The organism is Pseudomonas sp. NUPR-001, from assembly GCF_052147955.1.
Classification (GTDB): domain Bacteria; phylum Pseudomonadota; class Gammaproteobacteria; order Pseudomonadales; family Pseudomonadaceae; genus Aquipseudomonas.
Genome location: NZ_CP197353.1, coordinates 4219057 through 4234595 on the forward strand (window position 1 = coordinate 4219057; position 15539 = coordinate 4234595).

Sequence of the window (15539 nt, forward strand, 5' to 3'; positions counted from 1 at the left end):
CTTGCCCCGCGATCAAAGAGGCAAGTGAACTATGCACACCTGGATCAACGCCCTCGCCGACCTGCAAGCCCGCGGAGAAGCCTGCGTGCTGGTAACCATCATCGAGGAGCGCGGCTCAACGCCACGCAATGCCGGCTCGAAAATGGTGGTCAGCGCCGAGCAACTGTTCGACACCATCGGCGGCGGACACCTTGAATACAAAGCGATGAAGATCGCCCGGGAAATGCTCGCCGAACGCCGCGAGTCCCCCCATCTGGAACGCTTCAGCCTGGGCGCCAGCCTGGGCCAGTGCTGTGGCGGCGTCACCGTACTGCTGTTCGAACCGATGGGCCAGGTACAAGCGCAGATCGCGGTATTCGGTGCAGGCCATGTTGGCCGCGCTCTGGTACCCTTGCTCGCCGCGCTGCCCTGCCGGGTGCGCTGGATCGATTCGCGCGAGCAGGAGTTTCCCGAGTACATACCCGCCGGGGTCAGCAAGATTGTCAGTGAAGAGCCGGTCGATGAAGTCGACGAACTGCCCGCTGGCAGCTACTGCATCGTCATGACCCACAACCACCAGCTGGACCTGGAACTGACGGCCGCCATCCTCAAACGCAATGACTTCACCTGGTTCGGCCTGATCGGCTCGAAAACCAAGCGCGTCAAGTTTGAACACCGCCTGCGTGAACGCGGCTACAGCGATGAGCGCCTGCAACGCATGCGCTGCCCGATGGGCCTGGCCGAAGTCAAAGGCAAGCTGCCGATTGAAATCGCCGTGTCCATCGCCGCCGAAATCATTGCCACTTACAACGCCAGCTTCGGCCAGCACGACAACGCTGCCAACGCCGGCCCGATTGCCCAATTGCTGCCGCCCTCTCGGCGCAGCCAAGCCATATGACGAGAGCCCTATGAGCGCAACCCGCAAAGCCTACCGTGCTGCCATCCTGCACAGCGTCGCCGACCCCGCCGAGGTGGGAATCGAAGCGTCCTATCAGTATTTCGAAGACGGCCTGCTGCTGATCGACAACGGTAAAATCAGTGCCCTGGGTCACGCCAGCGATCTGCTGCCGACCCTGGCGGCCGACATCGAGGTGCAACACTATCAAGACGCCTTGATCACCCCGGGTTTCATCGACACCCACATTCACTTCCCGCAGACCGGCATGATCGGTTCCTACGGCGAGCAACTGCTCGATTGGCTCAACACCTACACCTTCCCGTGCGAAAAGCAGTTTGCCGACAAGGCACATGCTGACAAGGTGGCGAAGATCTTCATCGAAGAGCTGCTGCGCAACGGCACCACCACCGCCCTGGTGTTTGGCAGCGTGCACCCGACCTCGGTCAATGCCTTCTTCGAAGAGGCCGAGCGCCTGGACCTGCGGATGATTGCCGGCAAGGTGATGATGGACCGCAACGCCCCGGACTACCTGACCGATACCGCCGAATCGAGCTACGTTGAAAGCAAGGCGCTGATCGCGCGTTGGCATGGCAAAGGTCGCCTGCACTATGCCGTGACCCCGCGCTTCGCCCCAACCAGCACGCCGGAGCAACTGGCCCTGGCCGGACAACTGCTCGGCGAGTTCCCTGACCTGTACATGCACACTCACCTGAGCGAGAACCTCAAGGAGATCGACTGGGTCAAGGAACTGTTCCCAGAGCGCAAGGGCTATCTGGACGTTTACGATCACTTCAAGCTGCTGGGCGAACGCTCGGTATTCGCCCACGGCGTACACCTGTGCGACGACGAATGCCAGCGCCTGGCCGAAACCGGCTCGGCCGTGGCCTTCTGCCCGACGTCCAACCTGTTCCTCGGCAGTGGTTTGTTCAACCTGCCACAGGCCGAGCGATTCAAGGTCAAGGTCGGGCTGGGTACCGACGTGGGTGCGGGCACCAGTTTCTCGCTGCTCAACACCCTTAACGAAGCCTATAAGGTCATGCAACTGCAGGGCGCACGCCTGAGCCCGTTCAAGTCGCTGTACCTGGCCACCCTCGGTGGCGCTCAGGCGCTGTACCTGGATGACCGGATCGGTAGCCTCAAGCCGGGCAACGATGCCGACTTCGTGGTGCTCGATTACAAGGCCACGCCGCTGATGGACTACCGCATCCAGCAGTCGAACAGCATCGACGAAACCCTGTTCGTGCTGATGACCCTGGGGGATGACCGCACCATCAAGCAGACCTTTGCCGCGGGTCGCTGCGTGCATCAGCGTTGAAAACATCGCGGGGCAAGCCCGCTCCTACAGTAGGAGCGGGCTTGCCCCGCGATCAATTTCAGCCCTTGAGCGGTACCGAACTACCGCGTTTCTTGGTCTGCAACAGGTGTGAAAAAACCGCATGCAGATCATCCGAAGCGCTGTCTTCGTCGAGGTTGAGCTTGCTGTCGATGTGATCCATGTGATGCATCATCAGGCTGACGGCCTGATTGGCATCACGGGCCTCGATCGCATCGATCAGTTGCATGTGCTCATCGTACGAGCAGTGCGAGCGGTTGCCGCTTTCGTACTGGGCGATGATCAACGAGGTTTGCGAGACCAGGCTGCGCTGGAAGCTGATCAACGGGGCATTGCCTGCAGCCTCGGCCAGTTTCAGGTGGAACTCACCGGACAAGCGAATACCGGCGCCCCGATCGCCGCGGGAAAAGCTGTCACGTTCTTCACGCACCATCTGGCGCAACTCGTTGAGCTGCTCGGCGGTCGCATGCTCGACCGCAAGCTCAGTGATCGCACGCTCGACCAAACGCCGGGAAAAGAACACCTGACGGGCTTCCTCAACCGTAGGGCTGGCCACTACCGCGCCGCGATTGGGCCGCAACAGCACCACACTTTCATGGGCCAGGCGCGACAGCGCACGGCGGATGATGGTTCGGCTGACGCCAAAGATCTCGCCCAGGGCTTCCTCGCTCAACTTGGTACCCGGCGCCAGACGCTGCTCGAGAATAGCCTCGAAAATGTGCGCGTAGACGATGTCGTCCTGGGTTCCGCTGCGCCCGGCCTTGCCGGTACGCACTGGTTTCTTGAGAGGTTGCAGCTGTTCGTTCATGGGCACTCGAGCGTGGAGATCGACCTATCGGACCCTGACTGTAATAGCAGCCAGTAGGGCAAAGGCAAGTCTTGGTAAGAAAATTAAACGATAAAGGTATGCGCACATTGTACACAGCCGCAGCGATTTCTGCAGGGGATGATGGCCTTTATAGCGACGCGACGAAATTATTTGCGCACAGCAACGAAAACATTATTTGCATTCTTTGTATACAAACGCATAATCCGTCGTGCAACTTCCTGACCCAGAAGTCAACTAACGGTCCGGACGCCTGCCATCCCATCCGCCTCACAGAGCCCCCAGTGCGTGCGCAGGACAAGCTCTGAAAAACAAGAAAAGACTTGAGGAGTACTCGCTGTGGAAAGCCGCAAATCCGAAGCCCCTACGCTGGATCTTGCTCCGCCGCTCGAAACGAGCTTGCTGGAGCGGATTTTCAAACTCAAGCTACATGGCACCACCGTCAAGACCGAAATGATCGCTGGGTTGACCACCTTCATCACCATGGCGTACATCATCTTCGTTAACCCCAACATCATGGCCGATGCCGGTATCGATCATGGAGCGGCATTCGTCGCCACCTGTATCGCCGCCGCCCTCGGTTGCCTGTTGATGGGCCTGTATGCCAACTGGCCGGTAGGCCTGGCACCGGGCATGGGGCTCAACGCCTTCTTTACCTACACCGTGGTCGGGACCATGGGCTACACCTGGGAGGCCGCGCTGGGCGCGGTGTTCGTCTCTGGGGTGCTGTTCATGCTGCTGACGCTGTCGCGGGTGCGTGAATGGCTGCTCAACAGCATTCCCGTCAGTTTGCGTCATGCAATGGGTGCCGGCGTCGGATTGTTCCTCGGACTGATCGGTCTTAAAACTGCCGGGATTGTCGTCGACAGCCCCGCTACCCTGATCAAGCTCGGCTCCCTGCACGAGCCAGGTCCGCTGCTGGCGGCGATCTGCTTTCTGATGATTGCCGTGCTGAGCTACCACCGCGTGTTCGGTGCGATCCTGATCAGCATCATCGGTGTCACCTTGGCCGGCTGGGGTCTGGGCCTGGTCGAATACGGTGGCCTGTTCTCGCTGCCGCCAAGCCTGGCGCCGACCTGGATGGCCATGGACGTAGCGGGCGTGTTCAACGTCAGCATGATCGCTGTGGTATTCGCCTTCCTCTTCGTGCACATGTTCGACACCGCCGGTACGCTGATGGGCGTCGCCCAACGGGCCAACCTGGTGAATGCCGACGGGCGTATCGAAAACCTGTCGCGTGCGTTGAAGGCCGACAGTGCGTCGAGCGTATTCGGTGCCGTGGTTGGTGTACCGCCGGTCACCAGCTATGTAGAGAGTGCTGCGGGTGTAGCGGCAGGCGGACGTACGGGCCTGACGGCGGTAGTGGTCGGCTTGTTCTTCATCGCCGCGATGTTCTTCGCCCCGCTGGCAGGGATGATCCCGGCCTACGCCACGGCAGGTGCGCTGATTTATGTCGCCATGTTGATGATGGGCAGCATGGCTCACATCAACTGGGATGAAGCCACTGACAGCATTCCGGCCATTGTCACGGCCATCATGATGCCGCTGACTTTCTCGGTTGCCGACGGTATTGCCTTGGGCTTTATCACCTTTGTCGTGCTCAAGGCCGGTACCGGTCGTTTCAGCGAAATCTCCGCGAGCCTGTGGGTGCTGACGGCGATCTTCATTGCCAAGTTTGTGTTCCTGTAAGCCGCGCTGCAACACGACCAAGCCTCACCTTCGGGTGGGGCTTTTTTATGGGTCTTCACGGGTTATTGGGGGAAGGCCTGGGATTGGGATTGGTTTGAGGGATGTGGGCTTATCCGTTTTTTGTGGTGGCCGTGCTGGCCCCTTCCGCCTTCACGGCGGCCTCCTTTTTTCTTGGAAAAAGGAGGCAAAACCGCTGGCTCCAGCATCCGGCCCTGCCGGTGGGAGCGGGCTTGCCCCGCGATTTGCTGTATCGCGCCAGATCGCGGGGCAAGCCCGCTCCCACCGTGACAAGCCCTCCACTCGACCTCCTGAAGTCGCTAAATTACGATTGTGGGGGCTTGTGGCTTTGCTTTTGCTTTGTGCGCGCGTTAGTTCAGACGCTGCGGTCTGCGACTTCAGGAGGCTGAGTGGAGGCATTGCGTAGTGAGGTGACGGGCAGGAGCCCGTCAAGCGCTTCGGGCCATGGATGGCCCGTTAGCGCGGTCCTCACGGGAGCAATGCCGGAGCGAAGGAACCCGGAGCGAAGCGCAGGGCCGGATGCAGGAGCGAGCGGTTTTGGTTCCTTTTGCCAAGACAAAAGGGACCCGCCGTAAGGGCGGAAGGGGCCAGCATGGCCACCACAAAAAACGGATAAGCCCGCAGCCCTCAAAGCCAAAGCCAAAGCCAATTCTTCCCCGACAATCCGTGAACCCAAAAAAAAGCCCGCAGTGTGAGCGGGCAAGGACCTACGAAGATTCTTCTAGCGACCAACTAGCTTCCGCGGTAGGTCGAGTAACTGTATGGCGAGATCAGCAGCGGTACGTGGTAGTGATCCTGCTCGGCACTGATGCCAAAACGCAGTACCACCACATCAAGGAAGGCATGCTCCGGCAGTTTCACGCCACGGGCGCGGTAGTAGTCGCCGGCATTGAACTGCAGCTGATACACACCACTGCGGTAGTCATCACCTTGCAGCAGTGGCGCGTCGCAACGGCCATCGCTGTTGGTCAGTGCAGTGTTCACCAGCTCCAACTGCTGGCCTTCAACCCGATACAGCTCGACTTTGATCGAGCTGCCAGGGCAGCCGTGAGCGGCATCCAGTACATGCGTGGTCAAACGTCCCATTGCTTGCTCGCCTCTGTTCTATCTGTGGGCAAAAAATCCCGCACGGCACCGGGAAAAGACACGGCAGTGTGCGGCTGTCGGATTATTAAGACATTTTTCTGTAAAATTGTACACAATAATTCGGTATTCTTTCCTGGCACGCCCGCTACCTCCTGTAAATACGCCATCAGTCGCAAAACCACGCCGCTGGCCGACGAATGCGTCATTAGCTGACCAGTCAGGCAGGTTTCTTGCACAGGTTTTTTGGGGCGAAAACTGAAAGAAATACGAAAAAACAGGCTTACAAACGGCAAACAAAGTTGTATACAATCATCTCATCGACGTGGGCATTCCCCTACACGGGCGCCACGCCATCCGTTTACACGAATAAGAAGGAAGACTGCAGTGAGCGCTGACTATCCTCGCGACCTGATCGGTTACGGCAACACCCCACCCCATCCGCGCTGGCCGGGGAATGCCCGCATTGCTTTGTCTTTCGTGCTCAATTACGAAGAAGGCGGTGAACGCAACATTCTTCACGGGGACAAAGAGTCAGAAGCTTTTCTCTCGGAAATGGTTGCCGCCCAGCCGCTGCAGGGCGCGCGCAACATGAGCATGGAATCGCTCTACGAATACGGCAGCCGCGCCGGTGTCTGGCGCCTGCTCAAGCTGTTCAAGGATACCGGCGTACCGCTGACCATCTTTGCAGTGGCCATGGCCGCCCAGCGTCACCCGGACGTGATCCGCGCCATGGTTGAAGCCGGTCACGAGATCTGCAGCCACGGCTACCGCTGGATCGACTACCAGAACATGGACGAGGCCCAGGAGCGCGAGCACATGCTCGAAGCCATCCGCATCCTCACCGAACTGACCGGCGAGCGCCCACTGGGCTGGTACACCGGCCGCACCGGCCCGAACACCCGTCGCCTGGTGATGGAAGAAGGTGGTTTTCTCTATGACAGCGACACCTACGACGACGACCTGCCCTACTGGGAAGCGAACAACCCGACCGACAAGCCGCACCTAGTGATCCCCTACACCCTGGACACCAACGACATGCGCTTTACCCAGGTCCAGGGTTTCAACTGCGGCGAGCAGTTCTTCCAGTACCTCAAGGACGCCTTCGACGTGCTGTACGAAGAAGGTGCCGAAGCGCCGAAGATGCTGTCCATCGGCCTGCACTGCCGCCTGGTCGGCCGCCCGGCACGCCTGGCAGCACTCAAGCGCTTCATTGAATACGCCAAGAGCCACGATCAAGTCTGGTTCACCCGGCGCGTGGACATCGCCCGTCACTGGCATGCCACCCACCCTTACAAAGCCGAGAACGTCTAATGACCGCTTTCAAAACCCTCACGCCGTCGTCCCTGGAGCGCAGCGCGTTCGTCGAAGCCTTTGCCGACATCTACGAGCACTCGCCGTGGGTCGCCGAAAAGGCTTACGACCTGGGCCAACTGCAGGAAGTCGACCAGATCGAAGCCCTGCATCAGCGCATGAGCGACATTCTGCTCAGCGCCGATCATGCCGCTCAGCTGGCACTGATCAATGCTCACCCGGATCTCGCCGGCAAAGCTGCCATCCAGGGCGAGCTGACTGAATCGAGCACCAACGAACAGGCCGGCGCCGGTATCCACCAGTGCACCGCCGAAGAGTTTGCACGCTTCACCGAACTCAACGACGCCTACAAGGCCAAGTTCCACTTCCCGTTCATCATGGCGGTCAAAGGCAGCAATCGGCACCAGATCCTCGCCTCGTTCGAGAAGCGCATCCACAACTCGGTCGAGGCCGAGTTCAAGGAAGCGCTGGCGCAGATCAACCTGATTGCCCTGTTCCGCCTGCTGCAACTTTAAGGGTAAGCCCGACCTTACCCTCCACAACACAGAATAAAGAGAATCCGCATGCGCACTTTAGTGATTGAGCCATTGACCAAAGAAGCCTTCGCCCCTTTCGGTGACGTGATCGAAACCGACGGCAGCGACCACTTCATGATCAACAACGGCTCGACCATGCGCTTCCACAAGCTGGCCACGGTACAAACCGCCCAGCCCGAGGACAACGCGATCATCAGCATCTTCCGCGCCGACGCGCAGGACATGCCGTTGACCGTTCGCATGCTGGAGCGCCATCCGCTGGGCAGCCAGGCGTTTATTCCGCTGCTCGGCAATCCGTTTCTGATCGTGGTCGCGCCCGTTGGCGATGCACCTGTATCAGGTTTGGTCCGTGCTTTTGTCAGTAATGGCAAGCAGGGCATTAATTACCATCGCGGCGTCTGGCACCACCCGGTGCTGACGATCGAAAAGCGGGATGACTTCCTGGTGGTTGATCGCAGTGGTACTGGCAACAACTGCGATGAGCATTTTTTCAATGAGGATGAGCAATTGATCCTCGCCCCCCACCAATAAGAGAAGACTGAGCATCCGGCTACAGGATGCCAGGGTAAGAGGTAAAGACTGTGGAAGCACATCTGTTGGAATGGCTGAACCTGAGCGTGCGTTGGGTTCACATGATCACTGGCGTAGCATGGATTGGCGCGTCGTTCTATTTTGTCTGGCTGGAAAACAACCTCAACCGCGCTAACCCGCGCGACGGTCTTTCTGGCGATCTCTGGGCGATCCACGGTGGCGGGATCTATCACCTGGAGAAATACAAGCTGGCTCCGCCAAAAATGCCGGAGAACCTGCATTGGTTCAAATGGGAAGCCTACTTTACCTGGATGTCGGGTATTGCCCTGCTGTGCCTGGTGTTCTATTGGAACCCGACCCTGTACCTACTGGCCCCTGGCAGCACCCTGAGCGGTGGTGAAGGTATCGCCATCGGCGTGGGTTCGCTGATCGCTGGCTGGTTCATCTACGACTTCCTGTGTGACTCGCCTCTGGGCAAGCGCCCTGCACTGCTCGGTCTGGTGCTGTTCGTGCTGGTCATTGCTGCCTGCTACGGCTTCAGCCAAGTGTTCAGCGGTCGTGGTGCTTACCTGCACACCGGTGCAATCATCGGCACCATCATGGTCGGTAACGTGTTCCGCATCATCATGCCGGCCCAGCGTCAGCTGGTCGCCGCCATCGAAGCCAACCAGACTCCGGATCCGGTACTGCCGGCCAAGGGCCTGCTGCGTTCGCGTCACAACAACTACTTCACCCTGCCGGTGCTGTTCATCATGATCAGCAACCACTTCCCGAGCACCTACGGTAGCCAGTACAACTGGCTGATCCTGGCCGGTATCGCTGTGGCTGCAGTGTTGGTTCGTCACTACTTCAACACCCGTCACGACAGCAACAAGTACGCCTGGACCCTGCCAGTCGGTGCCCTGTCGATGATTTGCCTGGCTTACGTCACTGGCCCTGCGCCAATGCCGACTGCCCCTGAGCAAGCAGCCGCCAAAGTCGAATACCAACCCCTGCCGGAAACCGCGCTGGGTGGCAAAACCGCCGCAGAAAAAGCTGCTGAAAAAGCTGCCGAACCTGCCCAGGCTGCCGCACCTGCCGAAGCGCCAGCAGCAGAAGTCGCCAAACTCGACGATGCCGGTTTCGACAAGATCCACAGCGTCATCCAGGAACGTTGCGCCGTGTGCCATTCGGCCAAACCGACCAGCCCGCTGTTCAGTGCTGCTCCGGCCGGCGTGATGCTCGACACCCCGCAACAAATCCAGCAACAAGCCGCTCGCATTCAGGCACAAGCAGTCACCACGCAGATCATGCCGTTGGGCAACATCACTCAGATGACCCAGCAGGAACGTGAACTGATTGGTGCCTGGATCGCCAAAGGTGCACCGACCAACTAAGCAAAAAGCTTCAAGCGGCAAGCTACAAGCTACAAGCTGCAAGCCAAGCGCGCTCCCCTGCTTCTTCTTGAAGCCTGGCGCTTGAGCTTGCAGCTCAAAGAATAAAAACAAAACCGAGGTGTTGCATGTCCGAGTCACGCAAGGCGTACATCCCTGTTGCGCCCCCACGACAGCCACTGCCCATGCTCCAACTGTTCCTGGTGGGTCTACAACATGTCTTGCTGATGTACGGAGGCGCGATTGCAGTGCCCCTGATCATCGGCCAGGCCGCCGGCCTTTCTCGTGAAGAAGTCGCTTTCCTGATCAATGCCGACCTGCTGGTCGCTGGTGTCGCCACCATCGTCCAGTCGTTCGGCATTGGTGCTGTCGGCATCCGCATGCCGGTCATGATGGGTGCAAGCTTTGCTGCCGTCGGCAGCATGGTGGCCATGGCCGGTATGCCCGGCGTCGGCCTGCAAGGTATCTTCGGTGCAACGATTGCAGCCGGTTTCTTCGGCATGCTGATCGCACCGTTCATGTCCAAAGTGGTGCGTTTCTTCCCGCCGTTGGTGACCGGCACGGTCATCACCTCCATCGGCTTGTCGCTGTTCCCGGTTGCTGTGAACTGGGCCGGTGGCGGCGCTGAAGCCGAGTCCTTCGGCTCTCCCATTTATCTGCTGGTTGCCGCCCTGGTTCTGACCACTATTTTGCTGGTCAACCGCTTCATGCGCGGTTTCTGGGTCAACGTTTCGGTGCTGATCGGTATGGGCCTGGGCTACATCCTCGCCGGTTCCATCGGCATGGTTGACCTCTCCGGCCTCGATGAGGCGCCGTGGGTGCAAGTGGTTACCCCGCTGCATTTCGGCATGCCGACCTTCAGCCTGGCGCCGATTCTGTCGATGTGCCTGGTGGTGGTGATCATCTTCGTTGAGTCCACTGGCATGTTCCTGGCCCTGGGCAAGGTCACCGACCGTGAGGTCACCCCGGGCATGCTGCGTCGCGGCCTGATGTGCGACGCCGGTGCGTCCTTCGTGGCCGGTTTCTTCAACACCTTCACCCACTCCTCGTTTGCCCAGAACATCGGCTTGGTGCAAATGACCGGCGTGCGTTGCCGCTATGTCACCGTAGTGGCCGGTGGATTTCTGATCCTGCTCAGCCTGCTGCCCAAGGCAGCCTTCCTGATCGCTTCGATTCCACCTGCGGTACTGGGTGGCGCCTCGATTGCCATGTTCGGCATGGTCGCGGCCACCGGAATCAAGATCCTCCAGGAAGCCGACATTGCCGACCGCCGCAACCAGTTGCTGGTGGCCGTCAGCGTTGGCATGGGCCTGATTCCAGTCGTACGCCCGGAGTTCTTCGCGCAGATGCCGCAATGGATGGAACCGATCACCCACAGCGGCATCGCCATGGCCACCGTCAGCGCGTTGATCCTCAACCTGCTGTTCAACATCCTCGGTGGCGCCGAACGCGCGGCGCATAACGACGCCGTCCACCAGCACTGAGTTTTTGGGCGGCGCTTGCCGCCCAGCTTCACCCAGGCAACTCGCAAGACCGTCAACCCGTAGGAGCGGGCTGGCCGGGGCGCTTCGCGCCGAAAAAACCGAAAACCAACAATAACAAAGCCGGGAATCACAACATGAAAGGCATCACCACCTCCCTTCTGTTGGGTAGCAGTCTGCTGGCCGCCGTGCCAGCCAACGCAGGGGACCTGTTGCTCTGGCACACCAACAGCCTCTCCTACCTCTATGGCAAGGACTTCCAGGTCAACCCTGCAATCCAGCAGACTGTGACCTTCGAACACGCCAACCAGTGGAAATACGGCGACACTTTCCTGTTCATCGACAAGATCTTCTACAACGGCGGCACCGACCGCAACAAAGGCAACAACACCTACTACGGTGAGTTCAGCCCGCGCCTGTCGCTCGGCAAGATCTTTAACCAGAATCTGCAGTTCGGCCCAATCAAAGACGTGTTGGTGGCCATGACCTATGAGTCAGGTGAAGGCGACAACGAGGCCTACCTGATTGGCCCAGGCTTCAACCTGAACGTTCCCGGCTTTAACTACTTCAACCTGAACTTCTACCTGCGCAACACCGAGGGCAGCCGCCCGGGTGACGGTGTCTGGCAGATTACCCCGAGCTTCTCCTACACCATCCCTGTGGGACGTTCCGACATCCTGATTGATGGTTACATGGACTGGGTGGTCGATAACGACGAAACCCGGCGCGGCACCTACCACGCCAACCTGCAGTTCAACCCACAGGTCAAATACGACCTGGGCAAGGCCCTGAACCTGGGCGCCAAGCAGTTGTACGTGGGTGTTGAGTACAGCTACTGGAAAGATAAATACGGTATCGAGAACAGCGGTCGCCTGGACACCAATCAGAGCGTGACCAGCGCCCTGGTTAAGGTTCACTTCTAAAACCTGACCAAACGCACAGTTTTAGTGATACCTGCTCCAGGACGGAGCACTTGAGGACCCGCGCGCAAGCCAGTAATCTGCGCGCCCCCTCGCTCAGGGCAGGATGGATCCTGCCTGCGTTTGCTGACCGCTCAGTCAATGAATTCGGGCGGTTGGCAAGCGTCACGCCAACCTGAAACACCCTTTTCATTTGTTCAGAAAGACGTCGAGCAGGACTGTTGCCCCGCCCCCAAAAAGCTGGCGCGACTCTTGCCAAACAGGTGTGGACAATCGAAAAAAACTGACTCAAAAGACAAGTATTCAAGCTAACGGCACCATTCAGAGTACCGACAACAAATCCAATCTAAGGGAGCAACACAGCGATGCGCATTACCAATAGCCTGATTCTCGCGGGCGGCCTGTTGGCGGCCAGCACCGCCGCCACCGCCGGTGATCTGCTGCAATGGCAGAACAACAGCCTGACCTACCTGTGGGGCAAGAATTTTGCGGTCAACCCGGAAATTCAGCAGACCGTAACCTTCGAGCATGCTGACGGCTGGAAGTACGGCGACAACTTCTTCTTCGTCGACAAGATCTTCTACAACGGCGACAAGGACTTCAACAACGGCGATAACACCTACTACGGCGAGTTCAGCCCGCGCCTGTCGTTCGGCAAGATCTTCGACCAGAAACTGGAATTCGGCCCGATCAAAGACGTGCTGCTGGCCATGACCTACGAGTTTGGTGAGGGCGATACCGAGTCCTACCTGATCGGTCCTGGTTTCGACCTGGCCATCCCAGGCTTCGACTACTTCCAGCTGAACTTCTACCAGCGCAACACCGAAGGCAGCCGTGCCGGTGACAACGTCTGGCAGATCACCCCGGTGTGGTCGTACACCATTCCTGTGGGCAAGTCCGACATTCTCATCGATGGTTTCATGGACTGGGTGGTCGATAACGACGCCACCAGCCGTCGCGGCACCTACCACGCCAACCTGCACTTCAACCCACAGGTCAAATACGACCTGGGTAAAGCGCTGAACTGGGGTGAGAAACAACTGTACGTCGGTTTCGAATACGACTACTGGAAGAACAAGTACGGCATCAAAGACAGCGATGCCTTTGATACCGACCAGAACACTGCAAGCTTCCTGGTGAAAGTGCACTTCTAATTGAAGTGATCGCCGGGCAAGCCCGCTCCTACTGTGGGAGCGGGCTTGCCCCGCGATACAATTCTCAACCTTTAATGGTACGCCAAACCTTACCGACAACAGCCACCACCGCCAGCACCACAGCCCCGGCAACAATCCCCAGCCCACCATTGAGCAACGCCCCGGTCAGCGCCCCACCCCGCCCTTCACTGAACGCCTCGATGGCATGATGCAGCGGCGCCACGCCATGCACCAGAATCCCGCCACCGACCAGAAACATCGCTGCGGTACCAATCACCGACAGGCTTTTCATCATGTACGGCGCCGCGCGCAGAATGCCGTTACCCACGGCCTGCGCCACACGGGAGGCTTTCTGGGTCAGCCACAGGCCCAGATCATCGAGTTTGACGATACCGGCCACCAAGCCATAAACGCCGATGGTCATGATGATGGCAATGCCCGACAGCACAACAATCTGCTGGGGTAACGGCGCCGTCGCAACCGTACCCAGGGTGATCGCAATGATCTCTGCCGAGAGAATGAAATCGGTACGCACTGCGCCCTTGATCTTGCTCTGCTCAAACGCCACCAGATCAACTGCCGGGTCCGCCAGTGCCTCGCTTCTGGCCTCATGCTGGGCCTGCTCTTCAGCGCTGCTGTGGAGGAATTTGTGGGCGATCTTTTCGAACCCCTCAAAGCACAGGAACGCACCGCCCACCATTAGCAGCGGAGTCACCGCCCAGGGGATGAAGGCGCTGATCAACAAGGCTGCCGGTACAAGAATCAGCTTGTTGATGAACGAACCCTTGGCCACCGCCCAGACCACCGGGATCTCCCGTTCGGCACGCACCCCGGTGACCTGCTGGGCATTGAGCGCCAGGTCATCACCCAATACACCTGCGGTCTTTTTTGCCGCGACCTTGGTCATCAACGAAACATCGTCGAGCACGGTGGCGATGTCATCGATCAATACCAAAAGACTGCTTCCTGCCATGGGACTCCCCTTGAACCCTGAAAATTTCAGGTGGCGTTTATCACGAAACACAGGTTATCGCACTCAAGGACGATTCCCTCGCCCGCAGTGGCCCATTCCTTCAACAATCGGAAATTCCGCCTGCTTTCGCCTGTTTTACCACTGGTTAGCATCCGTTTCGCCACACGCATTCAGCGTAGCGTCTACTTTCTAACCAATGGAGTTACCACATGTCGACAGGAAAACTCGGCCTGCTCGCGCTTGCGCTGTACGCAAGCCAATCAATGGCAAGCGGCGTCGAATACTGCCCTAACGTCTCGGCCATCAGCCACATCAACGGGATCTATACAGCAGCGACCGCCAGCGGTCAGGGCTAATGGCTTGGCGTGCTTCAAGGGCCTGTCACAGGCGCCCTGGTCACATTCGATAGCGCGCTGTTTTTCCCGGACAACAACACCAAAGTAGGCACCCTGAACAAATGCACCTACCGCACTGCAGAGGGCAAACCCGTCGACCTGCGCTACCGCCCGGAGGTGACTCCGGATGTTCGGGTGCAATTACAGCGCACTGAAAACTGGGTAGAGAAGTCCGGGCCGTTCGGTATTTCCTATTTCGAATGCAACAACTCGGCCGAGATGGCCTGCGCCTTCACCGAAGCTCGCTCCTGAGGTGACCGCGTGACCGCCCGCTTTCTCCTGTGCCCGGTACGCCGTCGGCGGGGGGAAAGCGCTGGGCTGCATGTTCTCGATTGATTTTCGGTGCTACCATCCGCGCTCGCAGCGTCAAAGGACCGTCCAGCACCATGAGCACCATTCGCGAGCGCAACAAAGAACTGATCCTGCGCGCAGCCAGTGAGGAGTTCGCCGACAAAGGCTTCGCCGCCACCAAAACCAGTGACATCGCGGCCAAGGCCGGGCTGCCCAAGCCAAACGTCTACTACTACTTCAAATCCAAGGAAAACCTCTATCGCGAGGTGCTGGAAAGCATTATCGAGCCGATCATGCAGGCATCGACGCCGTTCAATGCCGACGGCGAGCCGAAAGAGGTACTGAGTGCCTACATCCGCTCCAAAGTGCGCATTTCCCGCGACTTGCCCTTTGCGTCCAAAGTGTTTGCCAGCGAGATCATGCACGGTGCGCCACACCTGAGCAGCAGCCAGGTCGAACAGCTCAACGAGCAGGCCCGGCACAATATCGAGTGCATCCAGGCCTGGATCGACCGTGGCCAGATTGCCGCAGTTGACCCGCACCACCTGATGTTCAGCATCTGGGCAGCAACCCAGACCTACGCGGACTTCGACTGGCAGATTTCGGTGGTCACCGGCAAAGCCAAGCTTGAAGACAGCGACTACGAGGCGGCCACGCAGACCATCATTCGTCTGGTGCTCAAGGGCTGTGAGCCTGAGGTGTAAGCAGCGCGGGGCAAGCCCGCTCCCACCAAAGCCGGTAGGAG

The 15539-nt window shown here is 58.9% G+C and carries 16 protein-coding genes; 13 read left to right on the top strand and 3 right to left on the bottom strand.

Annotated elements, in window-relative coordinates; genetic code table 11:
- The first annotated feature begins 31 nt into the window (after positions 1 to 31).
- Positions 32 to 877, top strand: a complete 846-nt coding sequence (gene xdhC / locus ACP6KB_RS19190) for a xanthine dehydrogenase accessory protein XdhC (RefSeq protein WP_442108885.1) — start codon at positions 32 to 34, stop codon at positions 875 to 877.
- Between the two features lie 10 nt (positions 878 to 887).
- On the top strand, positions 888 to 2192 hold the full coding sequence (gene guaD / locus ACP6KB_RS19195) for a guanine deaminase (RefSeq protein WP_442108886.1): 1305 nt from the start codon (positions 888 to 890) through the stop codon (positions 2190 to 2192).
- Between the two features lie 58 nt (positions 2193 to 2250).
- Here the strand turns inward: guaD and ACP6KB_RS19200 are convergent, their stop codons facing one another.
- The gene (locus ACP6KB_RS19200) at positions 2251 to 3018 is read right to left on the bottom strand and encodes a GntR family transcriptional regulator (protein ID WP_442108887.1); all 768 of its coding nucleotides are present in this window, start codon (positions 3016 to 3018) and stop codon (positions 2251 to 2253) included.
- Between the two features lie 357 nt (positions 3019 to 3375).
- Here ACP6KB_RS19200 and ACP6KB_RS19205 point away from each other — a divergent pair, with 357 nt between their 5' ends.
- Positions 3376 to 4725: an NCS2 family permease gene (locus ACP6KB_RS19205; protein ID WP_442108888.1), complete on the top strand. Its 1350-nt coding sequence runs from the start codon at positions 3376 to 3378 to the stop codon at positions 4723 to 4725.
- A 750-nt stretch (positions 4726 to 5475) separates the two neighbouring features.
- Here ACP6KB_RS19205 and uraH read toward each other — a convergent pair.
- The gene (gene uraH, locus ACP6KB_RS19210) at positions 5476 to 5829 is read right to left on the bottom strand and encodes a hydroxyisourate hydrolase (RefSeq protein ID WP_133217234.1); all 354 of its coding nucleotides are present in this window, start codon (positions 5827 to 5829) and stop codon (positions 5476 to 5478) included.
- Between the two features lie 384 nt (positions 5830 to 6213).
- Between uraH and puuE the strand changes: the two genes are divergently transcribed.
- From puuE to ACP6KB_RS19245, 7 genes are all read left to right on the top strand, one after another.
- Positions 6214 to 7140, top strand: a complete 927-nt coding sequence (gene puuE, locus ACP6KB_RS19215; RefSeq protein WP_442108889.1) for an allantoinase PuuE — start codon at positions 6214 to 6216, stop codon at positions 7138 to 7140.
- A complete protein-coding gene (uraD, locus tag ACP6KB_RS19220) occupies positions 7140 to 7655 on the top strand; it encodes a 2-oxo-4-hydroxy-4-carboxy-5-ureidoimidazoline decarboxylase (protein WP_442108890.1) in 516 nt (171 codons plus the stop codon). The genes puuE and uraD overlap by 1 nt, the downstream gene beginning before the upstream one ends.
- Positions 7656 to 7703: 48 nt before the next feature.
- A complete protein-coding gene (locus tag ACP6KB_RS19225) occupies positions 7704 to 8207 on the top strand; it encodes an ureidoglycolate lyase (RefSeq protein WP_128324414.1) in 504 nt (167 codons plus the stop codon).
- Between the two features lie 50 nt (positions 8208 to 8257).
- Positions 8258 to 9583, top strand: a complete 1326-nt coding sequence (locus tag ACP6KB_RS19230) for a urate hydroxylase PuuD (RefSeq protein ID WP_442108891.1) — start codon at positions 8258 to 8260, stop codon at positions 9581 to 9583.
- Positions 9584 to 9708: 125 nt separating this feature from the next.
- Complete coding sequence (locus ACP6KB_RS19235) at positions 9709 to 11064, top strand: nucleobase:cation symporter-2 family protein (RefSeq protein WP_442108892.1); 1356 nt, start codon at positions 9709 to 9711, stop codon at positions 11062 to 11064.
- Between the two features lie 134 nt (positions 11065 to 11198).
- Complete coding sequence (locus ACP6KB_RS19240) at positions 11199 to 11984, top strand: outer membrane protein OmpK (protein WP_442108893.1); 786 nt, start codon at positions 11199 to 11201, stop codon at positions 11982 to 11984.
- 362 nt (positions 11985 to 12346) lie between these two features.
- Positions 12347 to 13135 (top strand): outer membrane protein OmpK, encoded by a 789-nt coding sequence (locus ACP6KB_RS19245; RefSeq protein ID WP_442108894.1) that lies wholly within the window; start codon positions 12347 to 12349, stop codon positions 13133 to 13135.
- Between the two features lie 64 nt (positions 13136 to 13199).
- Here ACP6KB_RS19245 and ACP6KB_RS19250 read toward each other — a convergent pair whose 3' ends face one another.
- Positions 13200 to 14108: a DUF808 domain-containing protein gene (locus ACP6KB_RS19250; RefSeq protein ID WP_442108895.1), complete on the bottom strand. Its 909-nt coding sequence runs from the start codon at positions 14106 to 14108 to the stop codon at positions 13200 to 13202.
- 209 nt (positions 14109 to 14317) lie between these two features.
- On the opposite strand from ACP6KB_RS19250, the gene ACP6KB_RS19255 reads away from it, so the two are divergent.
- From ACP6KB_RS19255 to ACP6KB_RS19265, 3 genes are all read left to right on the top strand, one after another.
- Positions 14318 to 14464: a hypothetical protein gene (locus tag ACP6KB_RS19255; protein WP_442108896.1), complete on the top strand. Its 147-nt coding sequence runs from the start codon at positions 14318 to 14320 to the stop codon at positions 14462 to 14464.
- A gap of 9 nt (positions 14465 to 14473) precedes the next feature.
- Positions 14474 to 14755 carry a DUF3757 domain-containing protein gene (locus tag ACP6KB_RS19260; RefSeq protein WP_442108897.1) on the top strand — a complete coding sequence of 94 codons (282 nt, stop codon included), beginning with the start codon at positions 14474 to 14476 and terminating at the stop codon, positions 14753 to 14755.
- 134 nt (positions 14756 to 14889) lie between these two features.
- A complete protein-coding gene (locus tag ACP6KB_RS19265; protein WP_442108898.1) occupies positions 14890 to 15498 on the top strand; it encodes a TetR/AcrR family transcriptional regulator in 609 nt (202 codons plus the stop codon).
- Positions 15499 to 15539 lie beyond the last annotated feature (41 nt).

What these genes read in the sequence shown, in the direction of transcription:
- xdhC (WP_442108885.1), top strand. Translation starts at nt 32, where the DNA reads ATGCACACCTGGATCAACGCCCTCGCCGACCTGCAAGCCCGCGGAGAA.
- guaD (WP_442108886.1), top strand. Translation starts at nt 888, where the DNA reads ATGAGCGCAACCCGCAAAGCCTACCGTGCTGCCATCCTGCACAGCGTC.
- ACP6KB_RS19200 (WP_442108887.1), bottom strand. Translation starts at nt 3,018, where the DNA reads ATGAACGAACAGCTGCAACCTCTCAAGAAACCAGTGCGTACCGGCAAG.
- uraH (WP_133217234.1), bottom strand. Translation starts at nt 5,829, where the DNA reads ATGGGACGTTTGACCACGCATGTACTGGATGCCGCTCACGGCTGCCCT.
- uraD (WP_442108890.1), top strand. Translation starts at nt 7,140, where the DNA reads ATGACCGCTTTCAAAACCCTCACGCCGTCGTCCCTGGAGCGCAGCGCG.
- ACP6KB_RS19225 (WP_128324414.1), top strand. Translation starts at nt 7,704, where the DNA reads ATGCGCACTTTAGTGATTGAGCCATTGACCAAAGAAGCCTTCGCCCCT.
- ACP6KB_RS19235 (WP_442108892.1), top strand. Translation starts at nt 9,709, where the DNA reads ATGTCCGAGTCACGCAAGGCGTACATCCCTGTTGCGCCCCCACGACAG.
- ACP6KB_RS19240 (WP_442108893.1), top strand. Translation starts at nt 11,199, where the DNA reads ATGAAAGGCATCACCACCTCCCTTCTGTTGGGTAGCAGTCTGCTGGCC.
- ACP6KB_RS19245 (WP_442108894.1), top strand. Translation starts at nt 12,347, where the DNA reads ATGCGCATTACCAATAGCCTGATTCTCGCGGGCGGCCTGTTGGCGGCC.
- ACP6KB_RS19250 (WP_442108895.1), bottom strand. Translation starts at nt 14,108, where the DNA reads ATGGCAGGAAGCAGTCTTTTGGTATTGATCGATGACATCGCCACCGTG.
- ACP6KB_RS19255 (WP_442108896.1), top strand. Translation starts at nt 14,318, where the DNA reads ATGTCGACAGGAAAACTCGGCCTGCTCGCGCTTGCGCTGTACGCAAGC.
- ACP6KB_RS19265 (WP_442108898.1), top strand. Translation starts at nt 14,890, where the DNA reads ATGAGCACCATTCGCGAGCGCAACAAAGAACTGATCCTGCGCGCAGCC.